Below are 26,377 nucleotides of genomic sequence, written 5' to 3' on the forward strand. Positions count from 1 at the left end.
CGGGGCCGTCTCCGTCGGGGCCGTCTCCGCCGTAGAGGTCTTCCAGCCAGTCGGGGACGCCGTCTCCGTCGCTGTCCCCGTCAGGGCCGTCCCCGCCGGGGCCGTCCGTGGGCTGGTTGAAGCCGGGAGGAAGCCCGCCCACGGGTTCGTAGATCTTTTTCAGGCGTGACGAGGTCCCCTCGTAATGGGATGCCATCGTGGAGTAGAGGTCGTTCGCCGCGATGATGACCGGGGCCCAGGCCGTGAGCCAGCGCGCCTTCAGTTCGTTGTTGACCGCTTCGTCGGCCTCGGGAGTGCCCACGACCCCTCGGGACGGCGGGTCGGCGTGGATCAGGATCGTGAAGCGGCTACCACCGTCCTGCCATCTCTCGGTGCCCGCCGAGACGTTGAAGTACCAGTTGTCGAGCGTCTTCTTGATGGTGGAGTTTGGGCTTGCGATAGCGTTGTTGTACTTCTCGACCAGGGTGTAGATCTTGGGGAGCAGGGGCTCGCGCAGATTGCTGACCTCGTTGTGGAAGCGGTGGAGCTGCATGCTCAGGTGCGTCATGCGCGCGGCCAGGTCGTAGACGCGGGCCGCGAAGACCCCCGCCGCGCTGCCCTGCATCGCGCTGTCGGGGACGTCGAGGCCGGTGTAGACGTTGAACAGACCGGAGTCCTCGTCACCCGCATAGGTTTCGAGGAAGTCGTCGAGCTCGGCGGTGCTGGTGGAGATGTCCCAGATCGTGGACTTCTCGTAGGTGGTCGACGCGTTTTCTCCTCTGGAGATGGACGCCACGTTGATCAGTTTGGGTAGGCGTTCGAGGAACTTGGCCTCAGGGGCGTCGTCGCCTGTCCACAACTGCTCCTGCATCACGTAGCCCGCGTAGTGCCACGTGCCAATCGGGACCATCTGGCCAGGACCACCCGTGCTGTATTGGTACGTGTTCGTGTTCTGCCGGTACTTTCTCCACCACCGGTTGACGTCCGTTCTGTCCATCGCCGACTCGCCGCCCGTGAAGTACTGGCCGTGGGCCACCCAGGGCTTGTCCAGGAACTCGTTCACCGACGGCATGGGCGGGTGCGCCCCCTCGTCGTCGGCGTCGGCGAAGATGTTCATGATCTCGTGGATCCCCGGCACCGGATCTCACTCCTCTTCAGGTCGTCGGCGTGTACTCGTGTCCGCGTGGTCCTCGGCGCCTACTCCGGATCCTCGTCGCCTGTGCCGTCGTCGCCGCTGGAGGGTGTGTAGCCACCCGTTCCGCTTCCGGAGGAGACCGAGGGCGAACCGATGATGGACACGAGCTCCTGGGCGGTGAGGTCCTGCTCGTCTTCCAGGTTGATGAACGCGGCGAGGTTCGAGTCCAATCGGTCGCTGATGGCGAGCATTTCCGACTCCAGGTCGGCCATGATGCCGTAGAGGACGGTCATGGATTCGTCGATCTCTTTGGCCAGGGTGCCGGCGACTTCGAGGTGAGCGGAGTTCCCGATGAGGATGAAGTGGCCCGAGGGTTCTTGCGAGTAGGGGGCGAACTGGGTGACCATCTGGCTGGCGTGGTCGAGCAACGGGATGATGAAGTCCGTGTGGAACTGCTTCACCCGCTCGAAGTCGATCGCTGTGGCCTCTTCGGAGCCGCTTCCCTCCCCCCCGGAACCACTGCCGTTTCCGGAACCGTCTCCACCGCCGCTGCCGCCGCCTGAACCGGGTCCCCGGAGACTGCCGGGTACGGGCTCGCCGGTGAGCGGGTCGACCGGCCGGACCAGACCGCTGTCGGGGTCGTAGTCGATCGGCATCCCGGTGTCGGGGTCGTAGGGGTTGCCGTCCTCGTCGAGGGGAAAGAGTTCTCCGGTGTCGGGGTCGATCGGCAGCCCGGTGGTCGGGTCGACCTCCACTTCGCCGGGATAGCCGCCGACGGGGATGGGCTCGCCGGTGAGCGGGTCGACCGGCCGGACCAGACCGGTCTCCGGGTCGTAGTCGATCGGCATCCCGGTGTCGGGGTCGTAGGGGTTGCCGTCCTCGTCGACAGGGAAGGGCTCTCCGGTGTCGGGGTCGATCGGCAGCCCGGTGGTCGGGTCGACCTCCACCTGGATGGCGGAGCTGTCCCCACCGTCGCCGTCCGTGGCACTGGAGCCGTCCTCGTCTCCGGATCCCTCGCTTCCTTCCGAGCCGTCTTCGTCTCCGGATCCCTCGCTGCCTTCCGAGTCGTCCTCGTCTCCGGACCCCTCGCTGCCTTCCGAGCCGTTCCCGCTCGTTGTATCGGAGCCGGAGCCGTGCCCGTCCTCCTCGTCGCCCTCACTGTTCGCTCCGGTGGGGCTGAACACCGCTCCGTTCCCGGGATACCCGGAACCGGTACCCGAACCGCTGCCGGAGCCGTCCCCGTTCCGGTAGTCCCCCAGCTTGTAGACCGGTGTGCCGTCGCCGTCCACATCGGCCGGGGCGTACGCCAGCGGCTCGGTGATGGGTTCGCCGTTCAGCGGGTCGATGGGCAGGACCCGCCCGGTGTCGGGGTCGTAGGTGATGGGCAGGCCGGTGTCGGGGTCGTAGGGGTTGCCGTCGCTGTCGACGGGGAACGGCTCGCCGGTGGCCGGGTCGATCGGCAGCCCGGTCCCGGGGTCGATCTCCACCGAGTCGACGGGGTCGTCATAGGTGACGGGGGCACCGGTCAGCGGGTTGATGGGGAGAATGACGTCGCTGTGGGGGTCGTAGGTGATGGGGAGGCCGGTGTCGGGGTCGTAGGGGTTGCCGTCGCTGTCGACGGGGAACGGCTCGCCGGTGGCCGGGTCGGTGGGGTTCTCGTCTTGGGGGCTCGATCTCCACCGAGTCGACGGGGTCGTCATAGGTGACGGGGGCACCGGTCAGCGGGTTGATGGGGAGAATGACGTCGCTGTGGGGGTCGTAGGTGATGGGGAGGCCGGTGTCGGGGTCGTAGGGGTTGCCGTCGCTGTCGACGGGGAACGGCTCGCCGGTGGCCGGGTNGGTGGGGTTCTCGTCTTGGGGGGCTGGTGCGTAGTGGGCTGAGGATTGGGTTGGTGTGAGGCTGGGGGTTGAGCCGTCGTCGATGGTGTCCGTCGGTTCGGTGCTCTCCAGCGCTGGTTGTTGTTTTGTCGGTGCGTAGGAGGTTCCGGGCTCGGTGGGGCTGTCGTCGCCTTGACCGGCCGGTGTGTTTCCGGTGCCGACCGGGTCGCCGGAGGAGTCGTGGGTCCCGCCCGAACCTTCATTGCCCTGGACGTCTCCGGTGTCATCGGGCTTGTGGGAGGCGTAGTGCTCCTCGTTCGAGCCGCCGGAGCCCTCTTCGGGGACCTCTGGCTCGGTGTCCGTCGGTTCGGTGCTCTCCAGCGCTGGTTGTTGTTTCGTCGGTGCGTAGGAGGTTCCGGGCTCGGTGGGGCTGTCGTCGCCTTGACCGGCCGGTGTGTTTCCGGTGCCGACCGGGTCGCCGGAGGAGTCGTGGGTCCCGCCCGAACCTTCATTGCCCTGGACGTCTCCGGTGTCATCGGGCTTGTGGGAGGCGTAGTGCTCCTCGTTCGAGCCGCCGGAGCCCTCTTTGGGGGCCTCCGGCTCGGTGTCCGTCAGGCCGCCCTCCGCTCCGGAGCTGTCCGAGCCGTGGTCTTGGTCGGCTTTCTCCGAGCCTTCGCCTGGGCTCGCTCCCGTTTCGGAGCCGCTGCCGTGCTCTCCGGAGCCGCCCGAACCCCCGTCGCCGTCCTCAGACGCCTCGTCCCCGCCCGGCTTCTCGGACTCTGGGTCCTCAATGGTGATGAGGCCGGTGCCGGTGTCGACACTGAGCACCCGATCGCCCGGGTCGATGGTGATCTCGTCGGTCTGAGGGTCGACCTCGACCCGCGTGTCGTCGACCTGGACCGTGACCACCCCGGTATCGGGGTCCACGGTGATCTCGTAGGGGGCCCCGTCGTCCTCAGTGGGACCCTCCCCGTCGCCTTCCTCGGAGCCCGCACCGTCGGCACCGTCATTTCCGCCGCCTTCGGTGCGCACCGTCACGGCCCCGGTGTCGGGGTCGACGGTGATCGTGGTGGAGACCCTTTCGTCACCGATCCCGTCGCCGACTGTGGAAGTGGCGATGACGTTCATCTCGGCGGGCAGGCCCTCGCTCTCCGCCCAGGTGGTCTCCGGCAGGGCGCTGTGGGCCGCGGCCGGTTCCACGCCGTCGAGCAGGGGCGTTCCCTCGTGGGTCGGGAACTCCTCCTGGGCGGACTGTACGTGCACCGTCGCGCCGATCTCCTCGGGCCGGAACGGGAGGAGGGGCTCTCCGGCCTCGGTCGCGGCCGCGCCGTCGAGCGGGGGCGTTCCCTCGTGGGCCGAGACCCCCTCCTGGGCGTGGGAGGCGGTGGCCGTCGTTGAGAGGGGCACCGCGTGGCTGTGGAGCGGCAGGGCCGGGTCCATCGCCGCCAGTGTCACGACCCCCTGGTCGTCGGGGCTGATCTCGCTCCCGGCCGGGTCGATGAGCACCCGCTCGCCGTCGGGGTCGATGGTGACCGTGCGGGAGCCGTTGACGATGGTGACCAGTCCCGCGGCGGCCCCCAGCGGCATGGCGGGACCGTGGAAGGACTCTTCCGCATGCCCCGCCGCCGTGGTGGTCATAAACTTGTCGGCTTCTCCCTCCGCACCGTCGCCTTCCTCGGTCGCGGGCACGGGACCGAGCAGGGCGGCACGAAAGTCCAGGGGTTCGGACGGTTCGAGCACGGGGACTCCTCAGACGTGTTCGGTGGGCGGTCCCGTCCGACAGGGCGGGAGGCGGGGGCGCGGGGACAGGGATCGGGACGGGAGGGGCGGTCCGCAGCGGACCGCCCCTCCCGGGGCGTCGGACTACATCAGGTCCGCCCACTGCATCGCCTCACGGCTGTCGGTGGCGGCGTAGTTGTTGCGGATGCTGTTCAGCGCCATCTCGGCCTTGCCCAGCAGGGCCTGCATGTCGGCGACGTTCATGCGCCAGCTGTTGACCTTGGCCTGGTAGTTGTCGGCGGTGGCACCCGCCAGGTCCGACATGACGGCCTGCATCTGGGCGTCGAGCTGCTCGATCGCGTTAGCGACGTTGGTGGTCTGCGCCCGCAGGTTCATCGTGGCTTCGTCGACGTAGGCGTAGGTGACATCGAAACCGCTCATGGACTCTTCCTTCCGTGGGACCGGTCGTCGGCCCCGGTTCCAGGGCCGGGCCGACGGAGGGTGTCAGGCCTGGTTCGGGTTGAGCTCGCTGGCCCAGCGGGAGCCCTCGAGGACGCCGAAGTCCTCGGCGTTGTGCATGGACTGCACGGTGCCGCCGAACACACCGATCATGTTGTTCATGTCGTTGGTGATGAGCCTCAGCTCCTCCAGCCACCCCACCAGCGCCTCGCTGTAGCGGTTGGAGGCCGCGCCCTGCCAGGAGACGCGCAGCGTGTCACGGGTGCTGTCGACCTGTGTGTAGATGTTGTTGCACGTGCCGTGGGCCTCCGTCATCGCCTCCTGGGCGATGTTGTTGGCCCAGTCTGTATTCCGTGTGTTGTCGGCCATGGCTCCTCATCTCTGTTCTCGGGAAACGGTGTTCCCTCGGTGTGGGCCGTGCGGGCGTGTGGGGGCGGTGGTCACTGGCACCCCCCGCTGTCGGGCGGTGTGAGTGCTCCCAGGGGGAGCGCGGCGGCGTCGGGGTGCAGTACGGGGCCGGTGGGGAGCAGGCGCAGCAGCGAGGTGGGCACCTCCGTCGCCGTCCGCGCGCTCGCGCCGAGGGCGGCCAGCGCGTCCTCACCCGCCACCGGGTACTTGGCCGCCGTGTCGGTGACCAGGTAGTGGGTGGGCGAGCCGGTGCTGCCACCGACGGGGCGGGCGCGCACCACCGCTCCGCCCCCGGCGGGCACGCCGAGCAGGTCGGGGGTCGGGCAGCCCGGGGCGACGGCGGGCATCTCCTGGAAGGGCCGCGCGGTCACCGAGTCGGCCGGGTCCAGGGTCAGCGACAGGTCCCCCTCGGTGCCGAGCCGCAGGCAGGGCAGTGCGTCGCCGGGCTGGCGGAGCACGGGGGGTTCGGTGGGGACGCGCGCGTCCTCGTCCGTGCCGACCACGACCTCTGCGGCCAGGTGGTCGTGCGCCTCGCCGGCGGGGATCTCGATCGCCTCCGCCGCGGTACCGGGGTAGGCGTCCGCCCCGTGCGCGGGGTCGGCCAGCAGCAGCAGGGCCTCGGTGAGGGTGAGGGGTTCGAGTCCTTCGGAGGACAGCAGGTAGTGCTGGTCCGGCCGGTCGGGGGTGGGCACAGTGAACACCTGGCCCACCAGGCGCTCTTCGCCCGCCAGTGTCCGCCCGGGGGAGCCCGCGCCGGGGACGTCGCGGGCGGCCAGGTCGGGGGCGGTGGGTACGGTGTCCAGGAAGGCGCCGGTGACGCGGTAGGCGGGGCTGGTGCCGTAGCCCAGGGCCTGGAGCGCGGCCCCGTCCTCGTTGAGCCGCAACCGGGTGCCGCGCCACAACAGGTGGTGGTCGCCCTCGGGCCCGGTGACCAGGACCGCCTCGTCCCCGGTCAGGCGGGTGGGGGCGGGGGCGGCGTCGATCGTCAGGGCCGTCCGGGCCCGTTCACCGTCGTCCGTGGGGAGGACGCACAGCCGCCACACCGCCGCCTCCAGCGCGTCTGCGCCGGGCAGCGAGTCGGGGGCGCCGGGGATGCCGACGGGGCCGCCCACGGGCACCCCCTCCAGCGAGGCCGCCGAGACCAGGGACACCTCCATGCCCGCTCCCTGGATCAGGCGGGCCGACGCGAAGTTGGCGACGGGCCGCAGCGCGCCGTCCGCGTAGAGGTAGGCGGCACCGCTGTCCTTGTCCACGACCAGCTGCCCCTCCTCCCGCCAACTGCTGGACCCGCCAGGGAAGATGAGGCCGAAGACGAGAAAGCCCACGCACAGGACGAGCGCGATGGCCAGGCCGATGTAGGTCCCGGTCCGGGTGCGGCGCAGGGGGGCGTCCGCGGCGTCGGGGTCGGCCTCCAGCATCGCCGTGCCCAGTCGGCCCACGGTGAAGTTGTAGGCCATGACCCGGTCGCGTCGTGTCTGCATCTCAACCGCCGATCGACCGCAGGGCGCCGAAGACGCCGAAACCGGCCAGGACCAGGGAGAACACGGCCACGCACAGCACGATCTGGATGATCTCGGCCGCCCGGCCCCAGTGCGGCAGCTGGCGGCGTCCGGGCACCGCCCAGGAGACGATCGCCAGGACCGCGGTGACGGCGAACAGCGTGAGCAGGGTGAGTGAACGCGCGAGGGGCCCGGCCGTCCACGCGAAGGCCAGGGCCAGCGCCGTCAGCCCGATCCAGGCGGGGCCGACCATGAACGCGCGCTGCCACGCGCTGGTGGCGCCACGGGCCTGGAGCAGCACCACCAGGGACACGATGACGCACAGGGACACCTCCACCCAGCCCGGTTCCAGGGCCAGTACCACCAGGCACACGGTGAGCACCGCACCGATCGCCCCGTACAGCGCGGTCTGGAAGCGGTCGGCGAGCTGCGTGCGGTCCAGGACGGCGCGGGCGGGGAAGGGGTCGATGCCCTCCTGGAGCTGTTCGGGGTTGGCCGGCAGTGGGGGCAGTCGCAATCCGGCGGCTCGGAAGGCCAACTGGGGGACGAACGTGCCCAGGAGGAGGGCGATCAGCGCGATCAGGCCCGCCACGGCCGGGACCGAGGCACCCGGCAGGAACATCAGTGCCAGCGCGCCCAGCAGTGTGAGCACCTCGACGGTGAACAGTCCGGCGAAGAAGGGGACCGATCCGGCTACGGCCGCCAGGCCGAGCACGCTCGCCCCGGCCGCTGCCATGGCGGCGGCCAGGACCATCGCCCCGGCCAGTTTCAGGCCGGGCTCGCCAGTGGGCACGCTCGCTCCGGCCAGGGCCATGTACAGGACGGCCGTCGTCGCCAGCCCGGTGGAGGCGAGCAGGTCGCCCATGGCTCGGGAGGCGGCCCAGGCCGACAGGAGCATCAGGACCGCCGAGGACGCGGCGGTCAGTGCGGTCAGCCCGCCCAGGCCCCCGGTCACCAGTACGGCCAGGCCGGTGACCAGCACCGCCAGGCTCAGCCCCTGCAACAGCATTCGGGTGTAGGCGGGCCGCCAGCGGTCGCCCCGTTCCGCCATGCCCGTGGCGACCCCGTCGGTGAGGTCGTCGAAGTGGATGGGCGGAAGCTGGTCGCGGCGGGGGCGCAGGTACAGGGTCTCGCCGTGGCACAGGCCCAGCGACCCCGCCGTCTCGTCCTCCTCGAACGGCTCGTCGCCGAGCTGTTGCAGTACCCAGCCGTCGTGTTCGAGGCCGCTCTCGTCCAAGTCCTCGCCGTTGTCGCCCTCGGCGTAGAGCACGAAGGTCGGCAGCAGTTCGGAGAGGGGGACGTCGGAGGGGACGGCGATCTCGAAGGAGCGGCTGGGGGCACGGACCAGGAGGCGGCACAGGTCCGCGGCGGCGGGATCGTTCATTGCGGGTTCTCACCCATCACGGATACTCGTTCTTGAGCAGCAGGGGGCCGTGGTCTTCGGCCACCCGCATCAGGAAGTGCATGGTTTATGGTGTGCACCGAAGTGGTTTCGTGTGGCAACAATAGCGTTTGCTTGGCATGATGAAAACGGGTGACGGAGGGATTCCGGTCACCCCTTCGGCACGGAAGGCTCCAGAGCCCGTGAGTACGATCCTCGTCCGCCGACCGCCCCGCCGCCCCGGGCCGGACCTGCCCAGGGGTGAGATCACCCTCCAGGAACCCCCCGAACTGGCCGAGCCGCAGTCGAGCATGTCGTCGATCTTCATGTACCTGCCGATGGCCCTGACCTCGATGGCGATGATGATGCTCTTCATCCGCCCGGGCAGCGGCATGGGTGACTCGGTCATGCCCTACATCGCGGGCGGCATGATGCTCGTCGGCGCGGTGGTGATGCTCGGCGGCCAGTACCTGCGCACCCAGTTGGAGCGCCGCCGCAAGCTCAACGACGACCGCAGCGACTACTTGCGCTACCTCAAACAGATGCGCACCCGGCTGCGCGAGGTGGTCGTCGAGCAGCGCGACGCCATGCTCTGGAGGGCCCCGCACCCCGACGCCCTGTGGTCCATCGTGCGCACCTCCCGCCTGTGGGAGCGGCGCGCCGAGGACGAGGACTTCGCCGAGGTGCGCGTCGGCGTGGGCGAACAGGCCATGGCCATGGCCATCGCCCCGGTCGCCTCCAAACCCGTGGAGGACCTCGAACCCCTCAGCGCGCACGCGCTGCGCCGCTTCATCCGCGCCTACAGCACCGTGGAGGACCAGCCCGTCCAGGTGCACCTGCGCGGCTACGCCCGCATCTCGCTGCGCGGCGATACCGACGCCTGCCGCGCCCTAGTCCGGGCCCTGGTCGGACAGCTCACCGTCTTCCACGCCCACGACGAGCTCCGCGTGGCGGTCTGTGCCTCCGACGCGGCCCGCCCCGACTGGACGTGGACGAAGTGGCTGCCGCACGCCCAGCACCCCACCGCCGGCGACGGCGCCGGCCCCGTGCGCCTCATCTCCGCCAACGCCCTGGACCTGGAACGGCTCATCGGCGACGACATGGCCGACCGCCCCCGGTTCGACCCCTCCGCCGCTCCAGGAAGGGAGGAGCCCTTCACCGTGATCGTGGTCGACGGCGGCGAGGTGCCCGTCGGATCGCGACTGCTCGGCGGCGGCTACCGCAACGCCCTCATCATCGACGTGGACGACCCCATGCCACCCGACGACGACCCCTACACCCTCTCCCTGCGGGTGGAGCCCGGCCAGCTCGTGATGCTCTCCCAGGACCACAGCGGACGCGACGTCGAGACCGCTCTGGGCCGCCCCGACGCCCTCAGCCTCGGCCGGGCCACCAGCCTGGCCCGCCTCATGGCCCCCTACCGGATCGGCGTCCAGACCGAGGTCACCGAGCCGCTGACCACCGACTTCGAACTCACCGGCCTGGTCGGCATCCCCGACCTGCACCACCACGAGGCCGAGCGGATGTGGAGCGACCTGCACCCCAAGAACCGGCTGCGCGTGCCGATCGGCATCAGCTCGGAGGGCGCCCCGCTGGAACTGGACCTCAAGGAGTCCGCCCTCGGCGGCATGGGCCCGCACGGCATGCTCATCGGCGCCACCGGTTCGGGCAAGAGCGAACTGCTGCGCACCCTCGTCCTGGCCCTGGCCCTCACCCACTCCTCCGAGACGCTCAACTTCGTCCTCGTCGACTTCAAGGGCGGTGCCACCTTCATCGGTCTGGACGGGCTGCGGCACACCTCCGCGCTCATCACCAACCTCGCCGACGAGGCGGTCCTCGTCAGCCGTATGCAGGACGCCCTCAACGGGGAGCTGGTCCGGCGCCAGGAGCAGTTGCGCGCCGCGGGCAACTTCAGCTCCGTCCACGAGTACGAGAAGGCCCGCGAGTCCGACCCGTCCATGGAGCCGATGCCCACCCTGTTCGTCGTCGTCGACGAGTTCAGCGAGCTGCTCGCCGCGCACCGCGACTTCATGGACCTCTTCGTCATGATCGGCCGCCTGGGCCGCAGCCTCGGTGTGCACCTGCTGCTCGCCTCCCAGCGCCTGGACGAGGGCCGCATGCACCAGTTGGAGGGCCACCTCTCCTACCGCATCGCCCTGCGCACCTTCTCCGCCATCGAGAGCCGCGGAGTCCTGGGCGTCCCCGACGCCCACCAGCTCCCCTCATCGCCCGGCAACGGCTACCTCAAGACCGACACCGACACCCTCGTCCGCTTCAAGGCCGCCTACGTCTCCGGCGCCTACCGGACGCGTCCCCGTGTCTCCCGCAGCCTGGCCACCGGCCGCGAGGTCGTCCCCTTCCTGGACGGGCACGTCCCCTCGCGTGCGCCCGAGCCCGAGGTGACCGTCGAGGAGGAGGCCCCGCAGGAGGCGACCGAGACCCTCCTCGCGGTCGCGCTGTCCAAGCTGCACGGGCAGGGACCGGCCGCCCGCGAGGTGTGGCTGCCGCCCCTGGACGTGCCGCCGCTGCTGGACGAACTGCTGGGCATGGTCGGCGTCCGGGTGCCCCGGGGCGGTCTGGCCTGGACCGACCGGGGCCGCCTCGCGATCCCGCTCGGCATCGTCGACCGCCCCTTCGAGCACACCCGTCTGCCGCTCACCGCCGACCTCACCGGCTCCGGCGGCCACGTGGGCATCGCCGGCGGGCCGCAGAGCGGCAAGAGCACCCTCCTGGCCTCGCTCATTCTCGGCCTGGGCCTGGTCAACACCCCCGCCCAGGTGCAGTTCTACGGCATCGACTGCGGCGGCGGCGTCCTCCAGACGCTCACGTCCCTGCCGCACGTGGGCAGCGTGGCGCCGCGCAGCGACGAACGGCGCATCAACCGCACCGTCATGGAGATGAACGAACTGCTCACCCAGCGGGAGGCGTTCTTCGCCGAGAACGGCATCGACTCCATGACCACCTACCGGCACCGCCGCGCCGCTGGGGAGTTCGCCGACCAGCCCTACGGGGACGTGTTCCTGGTCATCGACGGCTGGGGCACCATCCGCCAGGACTTCGCCGACCTGATCCCCCCCATCGTCCAGCTCATCCAGCGCGGCCTCAACTACGGCCTGCACGTGGTGGTGGCCTCACCTCGCTGGGCCGACTTCAACACCAGCGTGCGCGACCTGATGGGCACCCGGTTCGAACTGCGCCTGGGAGACCCGGTCGACTCCGTGGTGCACATGCGCACCGCCCAGACCGTCCCCCGTGTGCCCGGCCGCGGCATCACCGAGGACAAGTCCCACTTCCTCACCGGCCTGCCCAGAGCCGACGGCGACGCCTCACCGGTCACCCTCTCCGCCGGGATGGCCGACCTCGTCGAACGTGTGCGCTCCGCCTGGGACGGCCCCGAGGCACCGCCGGTGCGCACTCTGCCGCCCATCCTGCACGCCGCCGAACTCCCCGCCTCCAGACTCACCAGGGACGGCGGACTCAGGGTCCCGCTGGGGCTGGAGAGCCGCCGCATGAAGCCGTTCTGGCACGACTTCTCCCTCACCCCGCACCTGCTCGTGGTCGGCGACACCGAGACCGGCAAGACCACCCTGATCCGGCACATCACCAACGCCATCCGCCAGCACTACGGCCCCGGGACCGCGCGCGTGGTCCTGGCCGACCAGCGCCGCCGCCTCTACGACGCCGTCCCCAAGGAGATGCAGCTCGGCTACGCGGTCTCGCCCGACAGTCTCAAGGAGATGGTGGTCGCCGCCGCCCAGGCGATGAAGGCCCGGATGCCCGGACCGGAGATCGCCCCCGAGCGCATCCGCAAGCGCGACTGGTGGACGGGGCCCGAGCTGTTCCTCGTCATCGACGACTTCGAAATGGTCTCCGGCAGCGGCCCCAGCCCCCTCGCCCCGCTGATGCCGATGCTGGCCCAGGGCGCCGAGATCGGCATGCACGTCATCCTCGTCCACGCCGCGGGCGGGTTCAACCGGGCCGCGTCCGACCCGGCGATCCGTTCCCTCATCGACTTCAACACCCCGAGCATCATGCTGTCCTGCCCGCCCTCGGAGGGCATGCTGTTCGGCAACATCCGGGCCAGGAGGATGCCGCCCGGGCGCGCGCTGTGGATCTCCCGCCGCGACCCCGTCGAGGTCCAGCTCGCCATCGCCGAGGGCGCCGACGAGTAGGGGCGCTGCCCGGCCTCCCGCCGCGGGAGGCCGGGCAGCGCTTCTCAGATGAGGGGGCGCGGGTCCTCCTCCGGGGTGATCTCCTCGCCCTCGGCGGCGGGCCGCCACCCCCGTTCCCGTCCGGCCGCGATCACCGCGCCGGCCAGCGCGCACAGCACGACCACCCCTCCGGCGGCCCCCACCACCGCGACGGTGCCCGGCGCGTCCACCGCTCCGTACACCGACGGGTCCGGGACGAACGCCTCGCCGACGGCCGCCGACTCGCCTTCCGCGCCCGAGGCGGCGGCCAGTGCCCCCGTCGGGTCGATTCGGCCGCTGCCCGAGACCGGGTCGAGGGGCCCCAGCGCCGACCCGTAGGCGGTGGCCGCCAGACGCTCGCGCACCCGCACCGGCTCCAGGCCGGGCTCGCGCGCCAGAAGCAGCGCCGCCGACCCCGCGGCGAACGCGGCGGCGACCCCGTCGCCCCCGGCGGTGGCGTGACCGCCCCCGCCCGGAGCCACACTCAGAACGCTCGCCCCCGGCGCCACGACGTCCACCCGTGCCAGCTCACCGCTGGGCAGGAGCAGGGGAGTGTCCAGGACGGGTGCCCCGTCCACCCCGTGCGAACCCACGCTCAGCACCGCGGGGTGCTGCGCGGGATGGCAGGGGAACGGCCCGGCGGCGGTCGGCACGGTGGCCGGGGCGACCACGACCGCGCCCGCCGCCTCGGCCTCCTCCACCGCCGCGTCCAGCTCCGGTGAGCCGACCAGGGCCCCGGTACCGACCAGGACCACGCGCGCCCCGGCGGCGACCGCCGTCCCGATACCCGCCGCGATCTGGGCGGCGGAGGCCACGCCCGTGTCGGCGTCCCCCGTCGGGACGGGCAGGAGACCGGAGCCGGGGGCCACACCCACGAAGCCGCTCCCCGGGAGGGGGCGGGCCGCCACGACACCGGCCAGGAACGTGCCGTACCCCAGGCAGTCGCTGCCCCCACCGCCCTCCACCGCCCCGGCCAGGGCCGGAACCCCTCCGTCCACCCCGGTGGCCAGCACCGCGACGGACACCCCGTCCCCGCGGCTCATCTCCTGTGCCCCGGCCAGACCCAGGGTCTGGAAGGTCCACGGGACGCGCGCCACGGTGTCGCCGCCGGGCTCGGCGCAAGGGGCGTCGGCCGCTTTGAACTGGGTGACCTCGGGCAGGGCCGCGGGCTCGTCGGCCGCCGCGTGCGGAGCGGCGGCCAGCGTCGGCCCGAGCATGAGGAGGGCCGCTGCCGCGGCACGGCCGCGCCGGTGACCGCGCCCGGTGCGCGGCGGGTGGCTCCGGCTCGTGGACTGCTCGTTCATCAGGGGTCGTCCATCCTTCGTCACGGGTTGGCGCGGGCGGTTGCGTGTGCCCTGGCTCGCGGTCAGCTCCAGGCGATCCGTTCCAGTTCCCGCAGGCTGGCCGCGGTCGCCGCCTCCGTACCCGGGGGGATGGCGCTGCCGTGGGGCGGCTGGTCGGCGGCCAGCTCGAACGCCTCCAGAGGCGAGACCTCCTCGCTCCTGCGGTCGACCATCCACATGATCCAGGCGCTCTTGGCCCGTGAGCCGGCGGCACCGGAGCGGGGTGTGGCGATGAAGGACGCGGCGTCGTCGGTCTCGGCCGCCCACAGATAGCCCACGACCTGCTCCCCGTCGCTGACCGGGGCGTAGCGCACGGCCGCATCGGTGTCGGGGTGGTAGGTGCGCCGGTCCAGGGTGAAGGGGGCCAGGTCGCCCCACCGCCCTCCGGGGCCGTCGGCGGGCTCCTCCGGGACCGGCTCGGGGTGCGGGTGCCCCGGGTTGGCGATCTCGTACAGCTCCTCCAGGGCCGCAACCTCCCCCGGGGGCCGCCCGGTGCCGCCCGCGACCGGATCCTCCGGGGCGCCGTGCCAGCGTTCGAGTGCCTGGAGCGCGGTCAGGCCCTCAGAGCGCGCCCGGCCCAGCCGTTCCGCCCACTGTGCCGCCGTCCGGAGCCGCTCGATCGGTTCGGCTGATGCCAGGACCATGAGACAGCTCGCCGCGTCCTCGGTAGTGGAGGCCCACAGGTAGGCGATCACCGTCTCCCCGCGGGTGACGGGCTGGTAGCGGACGGGGGTGGAAGTGGAGAAGGCGTAGTGCTCTGTTCGCTCGAACGGGGTATCGGACATGGCTGTGTCTCTCGTCTCGGAGGAACGGACCCGGGTGTCTTCTGCGGTGATGCTTGCGATGCCTGGTAAATATCATTCTTCCGCATTCGCGTCCCTGCGGTGCTGCCTCCCGATGTGACGTGGGTACGGGCGCGCCCCGGTCCTAGCCGATGGGGTGGAACTCCCGTTCCATGCCGACCAGGTCCGGGAAGGTGCCGAACGTTTCGATGAGGGAGGCGATCCTGCCCGACCGCCGCTTCAATTCCTCGAACCTGAGCACGGGGTCGGGCGAACCCATGATGTCCTGGACGAGTTCGGCCTGTTCGGCGGGCAGCCGCTCGATACCGCCGCTGTGGGCGCGGACGACGTCGTCGAAGGTGAGAGGTGTGAGCCCGGTCATCTCGTACAGGGGCCAGGCCGGTCCGCGCAGGGACCGCTCCTCCACCGCGTCCAGCCTCTGCTGGAGCGTGTCGGCCCGACGGAGGCGGTCGCGCAGGTCCGGGTCCCGGCTGTAGTCCAGGAACGCGTTCCGCTGGGCCTCAGTCAGGTCGGTGAGGGCGGGGGCGGCTCCGCTGCCGTCGGTACCGGCATGTCGGGTGCTGCCGGGATCGGTGCGGCCCTCTCCCTGGGCCTGTTCGGGAGAGGAGCGGGGCTGCCGCACCTCGGGGGCACGGGCGTGCCCCTCTCCCCTGAGCGCTTCGGTGAATCTCTCTGACAGGGAGGTGGCGTCGTATGCGGGGAACGGGGGCGTTGCCGCGAGTGGGGTGTTGTTCTCGCCGGTGGTGGGCTGTGGGTCTTCGGTGACGCGGACGCGCAGCTGTTCCCAGGCGGCGCGGAACCCGGGGTGGAGGTCGAGGGAGCCCACCCGGTCGACGGCGATCCAGCGCAGCTCGTGGCTTTCGCTGTCCCTGGGCGCTAGCTCGGGCATGCCGAGGATGTAGGACAGGTGGGTCTCGTACTTCCAGCCGGGGAGCACCTGTTCGTGGGGGACGGGCTCGGCCAGGGGGGTGTACCCCAGGCCGGCGACCTCTTCGTTGAACTCGCGCAGGGCGGTCTGGGAATAGGTCTCGTCCCGGTCCCGGGCACCGCCTGGGACGCCCCAGGTGCCGCCCTCGTCTGTCCAGTCGGCTCGCCTCTGGAGCAGGACGTGGACGGTGCCGTCGGGGGCGGTGGAGTGCAGCAGGAGTCCGGCCGCGCCGTAGCGGCCCCACCGCCGGGTGCCGTTGGGGAGGGTGATCCACCCGTCGCCGCTACCGTCGCTGGGGGCGGGGGAGGGCCCCTGCGTGAGGAGATGGCGGATCCCCCGGTACAGGGTCTCGGCCCGATTCCCGCTCTCGGCACTCTCGGTGCTTTCGGGATCACTTTGGGTGAGGTCGGCTGTTCGCTGGAGGACGTCGGCGGCGGCGCGGAGCCGTTCGGCGCGGTCGGTGAACCCCGACACGGAGTGGCGGACGCGCTCGATGCGCCGTTCCCGTCCAGGCGGGCGGTGGGCGTCGGGCCGTTCCTGTTCCCGGAGCCAGTGGTTCAGCGCGTCCGCCTGGTTCCGGGCCGCGGTGGCCTCGCCGAGGACCGCGCGGGCCCGGGCCTCGAACCCGGCCACGGTCGACGCCGCGGCCAGGCCGTCGGTCCTGATGTGCTGCCAGGCCTGGCGGAAGTGGGGGTGGAGTTTCAGGGCGCCCACCTTGCGCAGGGCGAACCATTGGAGCGTACTCTCGCCGTCCCGGGCCTCGACCGGGGGAAGGCCTGAGCCGGTTCGGGCGTGGACCAGGTAGAGATCGCGGCTCCACTCCTGCCCTTCGCCGCGGTTGAGCGTGTAGGCCGTGACGGAACCGATCGGGGCGAGCCGGTCCGGGGGAAGGCCTGTCACCTCGGAGAAGCCGAGCCAGGCCGCGTCGAGGGATTCCTCGTCACGGTCGCGGGCTCTGCCCGGGGCGGCCCAGCTGGGGCCCATGTGGGTGTGCCTGCCGTAGCGCTGGAGCAGGACGTGGAGGGTGCCGTCGGTGTCGGCGGTGTACACCAGGGTCTCGGCGATGCCGTACCGGCCCCATTCGTAGGTGCCGTCGCTCAGGCGCTTCCAGGCCCTACCGGAGGCGGGGGGACCGTCGGTGGCGGTGATGCGCGGGGTCCGCTCGGTGCCGGGCAGGATCTCGGTGTCGATGTGGAACCGGCCGCTGGCGTCCTGGGTGACGCCGGTGACCCGGTGGGAGAGGCCGTGCTCGAGGAGCACCTCCCGCTCGTCGGCATGCGGCAGACCTTCCTGGCCGAGCCAGAAACCGTTCGTGCCCTGAGGCACCGTGAGGTGCACGTGGTAGGGGAAGTCCCACCCCTTCAGCTCGTTCCCCAGGGTGGTGGACATGTAGGCGAGTTCGGTCTGGACCGTGCCTGTGAGGATCCTTCTGAGGTCGGCCAGCGTGGGGTTCTCTCTTTGTTCCAGGTCTTTGTGCATGAAGGAGACACTGTCCAGGCCGCGGTGCACCTCGACGGGTTCTGGCAGCGGGTTCCGGGAGATGACCTCGTCCATGAGGTCGATGTTTCGCAGGTGCGCCCCGACCTTGCGGACGTGGAATCTTCCGTCCAGGCGTCCCAGCGACTCCACTTCCTCGACCGGCTGGCCGCTGCGCAGCAGTTGGTTGATCTCCCGGTAGACGCTGTCGTCGGCGTAGGTCATGAAAGCCTTCCGCTGCGCTTCGGTGAGGAGGTCGAAGGGACGTCGGGATCCGCCGGGGGCGTTGAGGACCCTGTTGCCGTAGGCGGCCGCCTCCGCCTCGGCGGCGAAGCGTCTCACGCCGTGGTCCAGGTGGCCCGGCGTTGGCTGGTCGGTACCGGGGGCGGCCTCCGCGGACCCGTCGGAGCGGGTGTGGTCCGGCGGCTGAACCGGTACGGGGTCCGCGGGGAGGGGCTCACCGGTGGTGGGGGCGGTTCCAGCGCCGTCCCCGGCGGGGGGGAAGGCGGTGGCGCCGGTGCCGAGCGTGTACTCGTGTTCGTCCTGGATCACCAGGGCGGGCAGGTCCTGCCGCGGGAGCTGTTCCGGGGTGGGCGGGGTCTCCGTGATCTGGATCTCGGGCAGGACCGGCCCCGTTTCAGTTGCTTCGCCGGTGTCCGCGGCCTCGCCGGGGGGCGGCCCTTCCGGACGTGCCGCCAGGTCCAGACTGTTCCGCAGACGGTTCCACGTGGTGCGGAAAGCGGGGTGCAGGTGGAGTGAGGCGACTTCCTGGACGGGAATCCAGCGGATCTGTCGACTCTCCTCGTTGCTTCTGCCCAGGTCCGGGAATCCGGGTACACGGGCCAGGTAGGTGTCGTAGCGCCAGGAGGTGAGGTCGTGGGTGTGGGTGCCCACGACCTCGATCGCTCCGGGGTCCCCGGTGACCTCTTCGGAGAATTCGCGCCGGGCGGCCTGGAGGGGGGTCTCGTCGCGGTCGCGCGCTCCGCCCGGGACACTCCAGGTGTCGCCCGCGTCCGTGTCCGAGCCGCGGTGCTGGAGCAGGACGTGGGGGACGGTGCCGTCCGGTCCGTCCGAGTACAGCAGCAGCCCGGCGGCACCGTACAGGCCCCACCGGTATGTACTGTCAGGGACGCGTACCCAGCCGTCACCGGAAACCGGGGCGTCCTCGGCGGGGGCGCTGCGGGTGCCATCCCCGCCTGAGGGCTCCCCCGGGGCGGGCGCGAGGACTTCGACGTCGATGTGGGTCACACCGTCGCGTTCGGTGACCGCCGTGACCTGGTACTCGGTGCCGTGCTGCAGGAGCAGTTCCCTCTGATCCGGGTACACACTGTGCTTGCCCAGCCACAGCCCTCCCGTTCCGGGGGGGAGGGTGAGGTGGAGTTCGAACGGAAAGCGGCCCGAGCCGAACGGGGTGCCCACCCCCAGGGAAGTGGACAGGAAAGCGGGTTCCCTCTGGATCTGGCCCACGAGTGCGTGCGGGTCTTCGGGCGTGAAACCCCGCATGAAGTTGATCTCGTAGAGGACCCGGTGCACGGTGATGCGCTCGGGCAGGGGGTTGCGCGCGATGACCCGGTTGATCAGGTCGATACGGTGCTCTATCTCCTCGAACGTGGGCAGGGCACCGAACGATTCGATCAGGATCGTGCTGTGCGTCCAGCGCCACGTCTTCATCTGCTGCAGGGCCCACGCGGGGTCGGCCGACTCCATGATCTCCTGGACGAGGGCGGCCTGCTCTCGGGGAAGCGAGGTGAACCTCTCGTAGCCCTCGGCCACGGACTCCAACGTCAGGGGTGTGAACCCCGTCATCTCGTACAGGGGCCACAACGGGCCGCGCGTGTAGAGCCACTGCTCCATCAGGTCCTCGCGGTCCTGGCGGTTCGCGATGCGCATCAGGCTGTTGTAGGGGACGGCACTGGTCGTGTACCCGAGCACCGCCGTGCGTTCTTCCCCGGTCAGGTTCCCGAAGGAGTGCGGGTTGGTGCCGGGGTCCCCGAGCACGTGTTCACCGTAGGCCTCCGCCTCGTCGTCGGTGCCGAAGCGTCGGATGCCGTCGGGCCCCACACGCCCTGGCCACGGATCGGATTCCCTGTTCGCGCCGGGGCCCTCGACCACGGCCGTCCCCGAGCCGGGGGCGTCGCTCGCCCGCGCCTCTGGGCGGCCGCTGTCCACGTGCACCTGGAGGGCTTCGCTGAACCGCTGCTCCAGGGAGGGCGCATCGTCGGAGCGGGCGTTCTCCGCCGGGGCCGTGCCCGTGGGCCGCGGCGTCGGGCCGGAGGAGCCGGAACCCTCCGAGCCGTCGGTACCGGTGCGGGCGAGGTGGACGGTGAGGTCGCGTTCCTGGGCGGTGGGGGGAAGCGGCAGCGGGACCAGGAGGCGCTCGACACCCCGGTAGAGCTCTTCGGCGCGTTCCCTGGAAGCGGCGGCCTGAGCCCCGCCGGAGCCGTTCCGGGCGAGATCGGCGGCCCTGCGGAGCGCGTCGGCCGCCTCGCGCAGCCTTCGTGCGCGGGGGACCGCGTTCCTGACGAGTTCCGCGGCGTCATCGACGAGCGCTCGCCGACCGGTGCCTCGCGCGAGTCCGAGCAGCCCGTTGAGTTCGTCGACACGCTCTTCGGCGCTCTCCGCCGCCTGTTCGACAAGGCGGGTCCTGGCATCCAGGTCCTCGGCGGGGGGCACGGGGCCGGGGCCCCGAGACCCGGCCGCGGCCAGGTCCGGCACGCGTACCAGGCCCACGGTCAGAGCGTCGTCGGAGTCCGAGGCCAGCCTGTCCAGGAGGTCCGGGTCCAGCGAGTCCAGGTCGGGGAGTGAGGCCGGTGACAGGGAGCCCGCTCCGGGGGATCCGGTGCCGTCAGCGCTGACCTGGACCTCCGCGTGGATGCGGAGGTCCCCGTCCTCCTCGGCGACCTTCGTGACCGTGTAGTCGGTATCGCGCGCCAGGAGCAGTTCTCGCTGGTGCGGGTGCGCGCTGTTGGTACCGACCCACAGGCCCCTGGTCCCGCTCGGCAGGGTGAGATGGAGGTGGGCCGACCACTGCGGCGCCCCGGGAAACGCCGTTCCCCTGCCCAGGGTGGTGGACATGTAGCCGTACTCGGTCTGCCGGCTCCCCACCAGGTCCTGGAGGTTCTCCGGATCGAACCGGTCCATGAAGTCGATGCTGTCCACGCCGCGGTGCACGACGACCGCTTCGGGCAGGGGGCGGTCCAGTGCCTGGTCGATCAGGGCGATCCGGCGCTCGATGTCGGCGAGGGAGGGCAGGCCCCCGAACACCTCGACCAGTTCGCCGGCGTCGCCGGCCCTGGCCTTCCACAGGTGCAGTGCGGTCTCGGGGCTGGCCGAGGCCTGGATCTCGTGTACGAGGGCGGCCTGTTCCCGGGGCAGGTCGGTCCGGTGGGCGGCGCGTTCGACATCGGCCAGTGTGACCGGTGCCAGCCCGGTCATCTCATACAGGGGCCAGCCGTCGCCGCGGTCGGCGATCCACGCCTGGAGCAGCCGCTCTCTCGACCGCTGGTCCCATCCCTCGCGCAGCACCGTGTTGTAGGGCCATGAGTGTTTGGTGTACTCCGTCACGGCGTTCTGCTGCTCACCGGTCAGGGTGGTGAACGCGTGCGGGTTGGTCCGGGGGTCGTCGAGGAAGTCGTCGCCGTACTCCTCCGCTTCGCCGTCGTCGTCGAAGCTCCGGACCCCGCTGGGGTCCACGCTCCCCGGGCGCAGGTCGGGCGTGGCCGCTACTTCCGGAGGAGGCTGCTGCACCTGGTCCGGTGCACCGGAGCCGGGATGCGGGGCAGGGTCGTCGTGGGTCGGCTCCGGGCCGATGCGGGCGAGGTTGATGGTGAGGTCGGTGTCGCTGTTGGCGTGGGCCAAGAGGGGACGGATGTTGTTGTAGAGCTGTTCGGCGTGCGCCGTGGCGGCGGCGGTCCGGGCGCTGCCGGGGTCGCGCAGGGCGGCCTCGGCAGCGTCTTCGAGGGCGTCCGCGGCTTTGTGGAACCGGTGGGCGAGGCGCGTGTAGTTCCGGCCGGCGTTTCCGGCCTCCGCGATGAGCCGCTTCCGGGTCTCGTCGGTGGTGCCGGTCTGTTCCGCTCTGGTGGTCCAGATGAGGGCTTCGGTGGCCCTGTCCTGGTACTGGAGGGCTTCGCCCCGGACAGTGGCGGCGCGGGTCCGCAGGTCCTGTTCGGAGGCGAGGGTGTCGGGGAGGCGGACGGTGGCCGCGGTCAGGTTGACCGTGTTGGCGGTGCCTGTCACCGGTGGTGCCGTGTACGGTTCCGTCCGGCCTTCCCGCACGGCCCTGGCGAGTTCGTGGAAGTGGGGGTGGAGGTCGACCCTCGCCAGGTCCTGCAAACGGACCCATTGGAAATGGGTGCCTTTGTTCCTGGCCTTCGGGATGATGGGCCCGGTATTGTCGCCCACATCGATGATGTAGGTGGTGTGGCGCCAACCGTGGAGGTCACGGGTGTGCGTCTGTTTGGGCACGGCGTTGAACCTGGACCGGTCGAGGTTGGTTTCCTCGGTGATTCCGCGCCAGGCGGCGTCGTAGAAGTCCTCACCGCGGTTGACGGCCTGTCCCGGAAGGGCCCAGAGGCCGTTCATGTGACTGAGGAAGCTGGAGCGCTGGAGCAGGATCCAGACGGCACCGTCGGAGCCCTTGACACGTACCATCGCTTGGGCGAAGCCGTAGCGGCCCCACTGGTAGGTACCGTCGCCCAGTTTTGTCCACGCCCGGCCGGAGACGGGGGGCCCGGCGGCGCTGGCAGGGGTGAGCACGGTGAGGGCGCCCGCTCCGGGGGGGACGAGCAGGACGTCGGCGTGGATGTGGATCGCCTGGTCGTCCTCGGCGACCCCGTTGATCCTGTAGAAGGTGTCGCGTTCCAGCAGCAGTTCCCGCTGTCTGGGGTCCAAGCTCGTCTTCCCGTACCAGAACGCGTTCTTGCCCGCGGGGATGGTCAGGTGCAGGCGGTACCGGTGCCGGAGGGACCAGTTGCCGATGTCCAGCGTTCCCGCGCCCAGGGTGGTGGACATGTAGCCGCGGTCGGTCTGGACCGTCCCCACGAGTGCTTTGAGCTGCTTCAGGGTGGGCCTGCCCTCATGGGCCAGTTCCGTGTCCATGAAGGAGACCCTCAGCAGGGACCGGTGGGCCTCAACGGTCTCGGGCATCGGGCTGCGGGCGATGACGTGGTCGATGTGTCTGATGTCGTGCACGAGTTCGGGTGTGGAGGGGGTGTCCTTGGGGCCGCCCCCCGAGGGCACCTCCAGCAGCGGTCTTCCGTCCCGCAGCACATAGTTGTGCATTCTGCCGTACGTGTCGTAGGAGTCCATGGCCGCCCTCTGGTCGGCCGAGAGCCTGGGGTAGGAGAAGGCGCGCCGGGCGGGCTGTTCGTCGAGGAACCCGTCGCCGTAGCGAGCGGCTTCCTCACTGGTGGCGAAGCGCCGCACGCCGTCCCGTCCGACGGTGCCCGTGGGCTTGATGAAGTGCTGTTTGATCTTGTTCCGGAGTCTGAGCAGTGTGGAGGAGGAGCGCTTGTCCGGGGGAGCGGTGGTCGTGTGTGATGCCGTGGCCGGGCTCAGGTCCTGGTGCGCCTGTTCCCAGGTGGTGCGGAAGCCGGGGTGCAGGGGTAGGGAGGTGACTTCGTGGGCGGGGACCCATCGGACGTGGGTGCTCTCCCGGTTCCTGGGGCTGAAGTCGGGCAGGCCGGGGACGTGCGCGATGTAAGTGTCGTAGCGCCAGATCTTGAGATCGTGTGTGTGCAGGCCGGTGATGTCGGGTTCGTCGAGAGGCCCGGCGACCTCTTCGCCGAACTCGCGCCAGGCGGCCTGGAGGGGGGTCTCGTCGCGGTTGCGGGCGCCGCCGGGGATGCTCCAGGTGCCCTCCTGGTCGGCCGCGGCACCGCGCTGTTGGAGCAGGACGTGGACGGTGCCGTCTGGTGCGGTGGAGTGCAGGAGCAGTCCGGCGGCGCCGTAGCGTCCCCAGCGCCGGGTGCCGTCGGGCAGATTCACCCACCCGTTGCCGCTGGCGGTCCGTGGGCCGGGAGTATTGCTGATGCGGGCGCGGGGCCGCAGGAGTTCGGCGTTGATGTGGATGATGCCCTGGGCGTCGCGGGTGACTTCGGTGAGCCTGTACCGGGAGTCCCTGGGCAGGAGTAGTTCCCTCTGCTCGGGGACGTAGCTGTGCTGCCCCGGCCAGATGCCGTGTGCCCCGGCGGGCAGGGACACGTGGAGGTGGACGGGCGCCCGGTGGTTCCAGTTGGGCAGCTGGGCATTGGCTCCCAGGCTGGTGGACATGTAGCCGGGCTCGGTCTGGATCGTGCCGATGAGCATGGCTCGGAGCTCGCCCAGTTGCGGCAGTTGCTGCACCCTATGCCGAGCCATCGTGGCCAGTTCATCATGCATGAAGTTGAGGCTGCTCAGGGTCCGGTGCGCGACGAGGGGTTCAGGCAGCCGATTCAGGGCGATGGCCTGGTCGATGAGGTCCCTCTGGCGGTACAGGGTGTCCAGGGTGGGGAAGCCGTCGAACGCGTGCGCCGCACGCCCGGCTGCACCCGCTTTTCGCAGGAAGAAGGTGAGTGCTTGCTGCGGGGTCGGGGAATTCATGATGCCTTGGACGAGGTACCTCTGCTCCCAGGACAGATCGCCTCGGCTGGAGGCCGCGATGATCTCTTCCAAGGTCGGGGGCCGCAGGTCCGGCGTCAACTCGTAGAGGGGCCAGCCGGGGCCGGTCTGCTGGCGTATGTCCGCCAGGATCCGGGACGCCTTGGCATCGTCGCCGGCCCGGAGCGCGAGGTTGAGCGGTCGGGCGGTGATGGTGTACTGCCGGATCGCCTTCTGCTGTTGAGGAGAGAGGTTGGCGAAGGCGTGCGGGTTGTGCGCGGGATTGCCGAGCACGTTTTCACCGTAGCGGTTTCCTTCCGCGTCCGAGTCGAATCCGCGGTATCCGGACGGGACCACCCGGCCCGGGGCGGGGTAGGGCAACGGGGCGGGGGCGGCTCCGGGGACCGCGCTCAAGGTGATGAGGGTGCGGTCGTCGGACCGCTCTGCCCCTACGAGGCTGTAGCGCGTTCCGCGTGGCAGCAGGAGGCGTTTGCGGCCCGGGAGGCTGCTCCTCTCTCCCAACCACAGGGCCTTGCTGCCAGCTGACAGGACGAGGCGCACCTCCGGGAGGGGAGCCGAGCCCTGCGGTCGCGGTGCCTGGCCCAGGGCGGCGGAGAGGTAGCCGTGCTCGGTCCCCACGCGCCCAGTGAGCGTCGCCAGGCCCTGTGGTGTCATGCTTGCGATGTCTTGCAGGCCGAGTTCGAGTAGGCGGGAGGCGTCGTACCAGGCCAGGTGTGCCTCAACGGACTCGGGCAGGGGGCTGCGGTCGATGGCGCTGTCGAGGAAAGAGATCTGTGTTCCGATGGTGTCCACGGTGGGGGGCGCCCCGAACACCTCGATGAGTTCTCCGGCCCTGCCGGCCTGCCTCTTGCGCTGGGTAAGGGCGGCCTCCGGGTCGGGAGAGGCGATGATCTCCTCGGCGATCCGGCGCTCGGGGTGGTACGCAGGGAGGGCCATCGCCCTCCGTGCGTGGTCCAGGGTCGGTGGCTGGAGCCCCGCCATGTTGTAGACGGCCCATCCGCTGCCCCGGCTGCTGTTCGCCTCGGACAGGAGGGCCGACCAACCCGCGATGGGTGTTCGCAGGAGCGAGTCGTGGACCAGGGCCCCCAGGCGGGCGTATTCGGTGACGGCTTCCTTCTGCGGCCGGGTCAGGTCAGCGAAGGTGTGGGGTGCCCTGGAGCCGTGGTCCAGGACCGTGTCGCCGTAGCCCTCCCCTTCCTGGGTGGTGGCGAAGCGGCGTACGCCGTCGTCGCCGAGTGTGCCCGGCACCGATGGACCGGGGGGAGGGAAGGTCTGTGGTGTGGGAGCCGGATCTTGGTGAGTACTGATTTGGGCGAGGTTGACGGTGATGTCGGTGTCGCTGTCGGCGGGAGAGAGGAGGGGGCGGACGCCGTTGTAGAGGTTGTCGGCGCGGTTTCTGGCCGAGGTGGCCTCTGCGCTGCCGGGGGCGCGTCGGGTGGCGTCGGCGGCGGTGTCGAGGGCTTGGGCGGCTTCGTCGAACCGGTCGGCGCGGTCCTGGGCCCTCTGTCCGTACCGCTGTGCTTGTTCGATGAGGTGCTGGGGCGCTGTGTCCTGTTGTTCCTGGGCGAAGTCCAGGAGCGCTCTGGCCCGGTCGCGGTGTTGTTCGGTCTTGGCGCGAACGGTGTCGGCACGGGTCCGCAGGTCCTCGACCGGATCGCCGGCTGTGGTGGTGGGCGCCTGGCTTGGGGTGGGGGCGTAGGGAAGGCCGCTTCTTGGGCTGTCACCGAGGGTGTGCGGGGCGCGCGCTGCCTGGCCAGGGGCGCTGTTCGGGGCCTTGCTCTCCGTGGTCCTGCTGTCGTTCCTGCCGGGAGCGGTGTCGCTGCTTCCGGTTCTGGCGGGGGTGTTGCCCCCTGGTCCGGGGGCGGCCTGTCCGGTTGGTGTGGCAGCGGTACCGGTCGGCTCGATGCCGTTGAGGGTGACGACGCCGAGAGGGGTGTGGTCGGTGTCGTGGCCCAGAGGAGAGGAGGGGAAAGCGCTGGTGCCCTCGGGGGCAAGACTGGTGAGGAGGGGATGTTTGGGTTCGAGGAGATTGAAGGGGAGGGAGGTGGTGGGTGTGGCGGGGACGGAACCGCTGTAGAAGGAGCCGTTGTCGGAGCCGAGGCCGGGGAGGGAATCGGTGTCCTGGGGACGAGACGTCTCGTGACCGTGGTCAGCGGTGCGGGGGCGGTTGAGTTCCGCGGCGAACTCGTCGAGGTAGGCGCTGCCCCGTGAGAGGGGCGAGGTTGTGTCCTGGTCCCGCACGGAGAGGGTGCGGCCTTCGCCGTGGCCGGTGCCGGTAGAGGGATCGTGTGGGGTGCGCGTGGTTGCGGGAGCAGAACCGGTGGGGTTGGTGGCTCTGCTGCTGTCGATGGTGCGGGTGTTCGGGGTGTTCTGTGTGCTGGGGGTGCGGCTGTTGTCTGTGGTGCCGCTGTTGGTGATCGGGGTGTTCTGGTAGGGGTCGGTGCGGGGTGGGGCCGGTTCGGGGGTGTGTGCGGGGTTGTCCGTGTCCGGTCCGGTGGGTGCGGGGTGGGGGGTGGTGTCCTGGGGGTTCCTGTCGGTTGTGGTTGTAGGTCCTGTCTCGCCCGTGTTGTGGTCGTTGTTGTGGTGGCGGTCTCTGTTGGTGTTGTTGGCTTCGGGGCGGAGCTCGGTTCCGGGTGTGGTGG

10 protein-coding genes are annotated in these 26,377 nt (G+C 70.8%); 1 reads left to right on the forward strand and 9 read right to left on the reverse strand.

The genetic code is table 11. The features are described from left to right. From B042_RS26230 to eccD, 6 genes are all read right to left on the reverse strand, one after another. Nucleotides 1–1,117: hypothetical protein (locus B042_RS26230; protein WP_036555530.1), on the reverse strand; the 1,117-nt coding region annotated here is incomplete at its 3' end. Nucleotides 1,118–1,176: 59 nt separating this feature from the next. After that, nucleotides 1,177–2,814 (reverse strand): hypothetical protein, encoded by a 1,638-nt coding sequence (locus B042_RS26700; protein ID WP_028649442.1) that lies wholly within the window; start codon nucleotides 2,812–2,814, stop codon nucleotides 1,177–1,179. 1,981 nt (nucleotides 2,815–4,795) lie between these two features. After that, nucleotides 4,796–5,092, reverse strand: a complete 297-nt coding sequence (locus B042_RS0117720; RefSeq protein ID WP_028649444.1) for a WXG100 family type VII secretion target — start codon at nucleotides 5,090–5,092, stop codon at nucleotides 4,796–4,798. A gap of 63 nt (nucleotides 5,093–5,155) precedes the next feature. Further along, nucleotides 5,156–5,479 (reverse strand): hypothetical protein, encoded by a 324-nt coding sequence (locus tag B042_RS0117725; RefSeq protein ID WP_028649445.1) that lies wholly within the window; start codon nucleotides 5,477–5,479, stop codon nucleotides 5,156–5,158. A gap of 71 nt (nucleotides 5,480–5,550) precedes the next feature. Continuing rightward, the gene (eccB, locus tag B042_RS0117730) at nucleotides 5,551–6,999 is read right to left on the reverse strand and encodes a type VII secretion protein EccB (protein ID WP_036555531.1); all 1,449 of its coding nucleotides are present in this window, start codon (nucleotides 6,997–6,999) and stop codon (nucleotides 5,551–5,553) included. 1 nt (nucleotide 7,000) lies between these two features. Next, complete coding sequence (gene eccD, locus B042_RS0117735) at nucleotides 7,001–8,401, reverse strand: type VII secretion integral membrane protein EccD (protein ID WP_028649447.1); 1,401 nt, start codon at nucleotides 8,399–8,401, stop codon at nucleotides 7,001–7,003. 200 nt (nucleotides 8,402–8,601) lie between these two features. Here eccD and B042_RS0117740 point away from each other — a divergent pair, with 200 nt between their 5' ends. Beyond that, on the forward strand, nucleotides 8,602–12,570 hold the full coding sequence (locus B042_RS0117740; protein WP_028649448.1) for a type VII secretion protein EccC: 3,969 nt from the start codon (nucleotides 8,602–8,604) through the stop codon (nucleotides 12,568–12,570). Nucleotides 12,571–12,614: 44 nt separating this feature from the next. Here B042_RS0117740 and B042_RS0117745 read toward each other — a convergent pair whose 3' ends face one another. The 3 genes from B042_RS0117745 to B042_RS26705 form a co-directional block, all read right to left on the reverse strand. Next, nucleotides 12,615–13,892: a S8 family serine peptidase gene (locus tag B042_RS0117745; protein WP_028649449.1), complete on the reverse strand. Its 1,278-nt coding sequence runs from the start codon at nucleotides 13,890–13,892 to the stop codon at nucleotides 12,615–12,617. Between the two features lie 62 nt (nucleotides 13,893–13,954). Then, nucleotides 13,955–14,716 carry a hypothetical protein gene (locus B042_RS24515; RefSeq protein WP_051415771.1) on the reverse strand — a complete coding sequence of 254 codons (762 nt, stop codon included), beginning with the start codon at nucleotides 14,714–14,716 and terminating at the stop codon, nucleotides 13,955–13,957. A gap of 142 nt (nucleotides 14,717–14,858) precedes the next feature. After that, nucleotides 14,859–25,976 (reverse strand): ADP-ribosyltransferase, encoded by an 11,118-nt coding sequence (locus B042_RS26705; RefSeq protein ID WP_369797723.1) that lies wholly within the window; start codon nucleotides 25,974–25,976, stop codon nucleotides 14,859–14,861. Nucleotides 25,977–26,377: the final 401 nt, after the last annotated feature.

Origin of the sequence: Nocardiopsis sp. CNT312 (assembly GCF_000515115.1) — a bacterium.
Classification (GTDB): Bacteria; Actinomycetota; Actinomycetes; order Streptosporangiales; family Streptosporangiaceae; genus Nocardiopsis.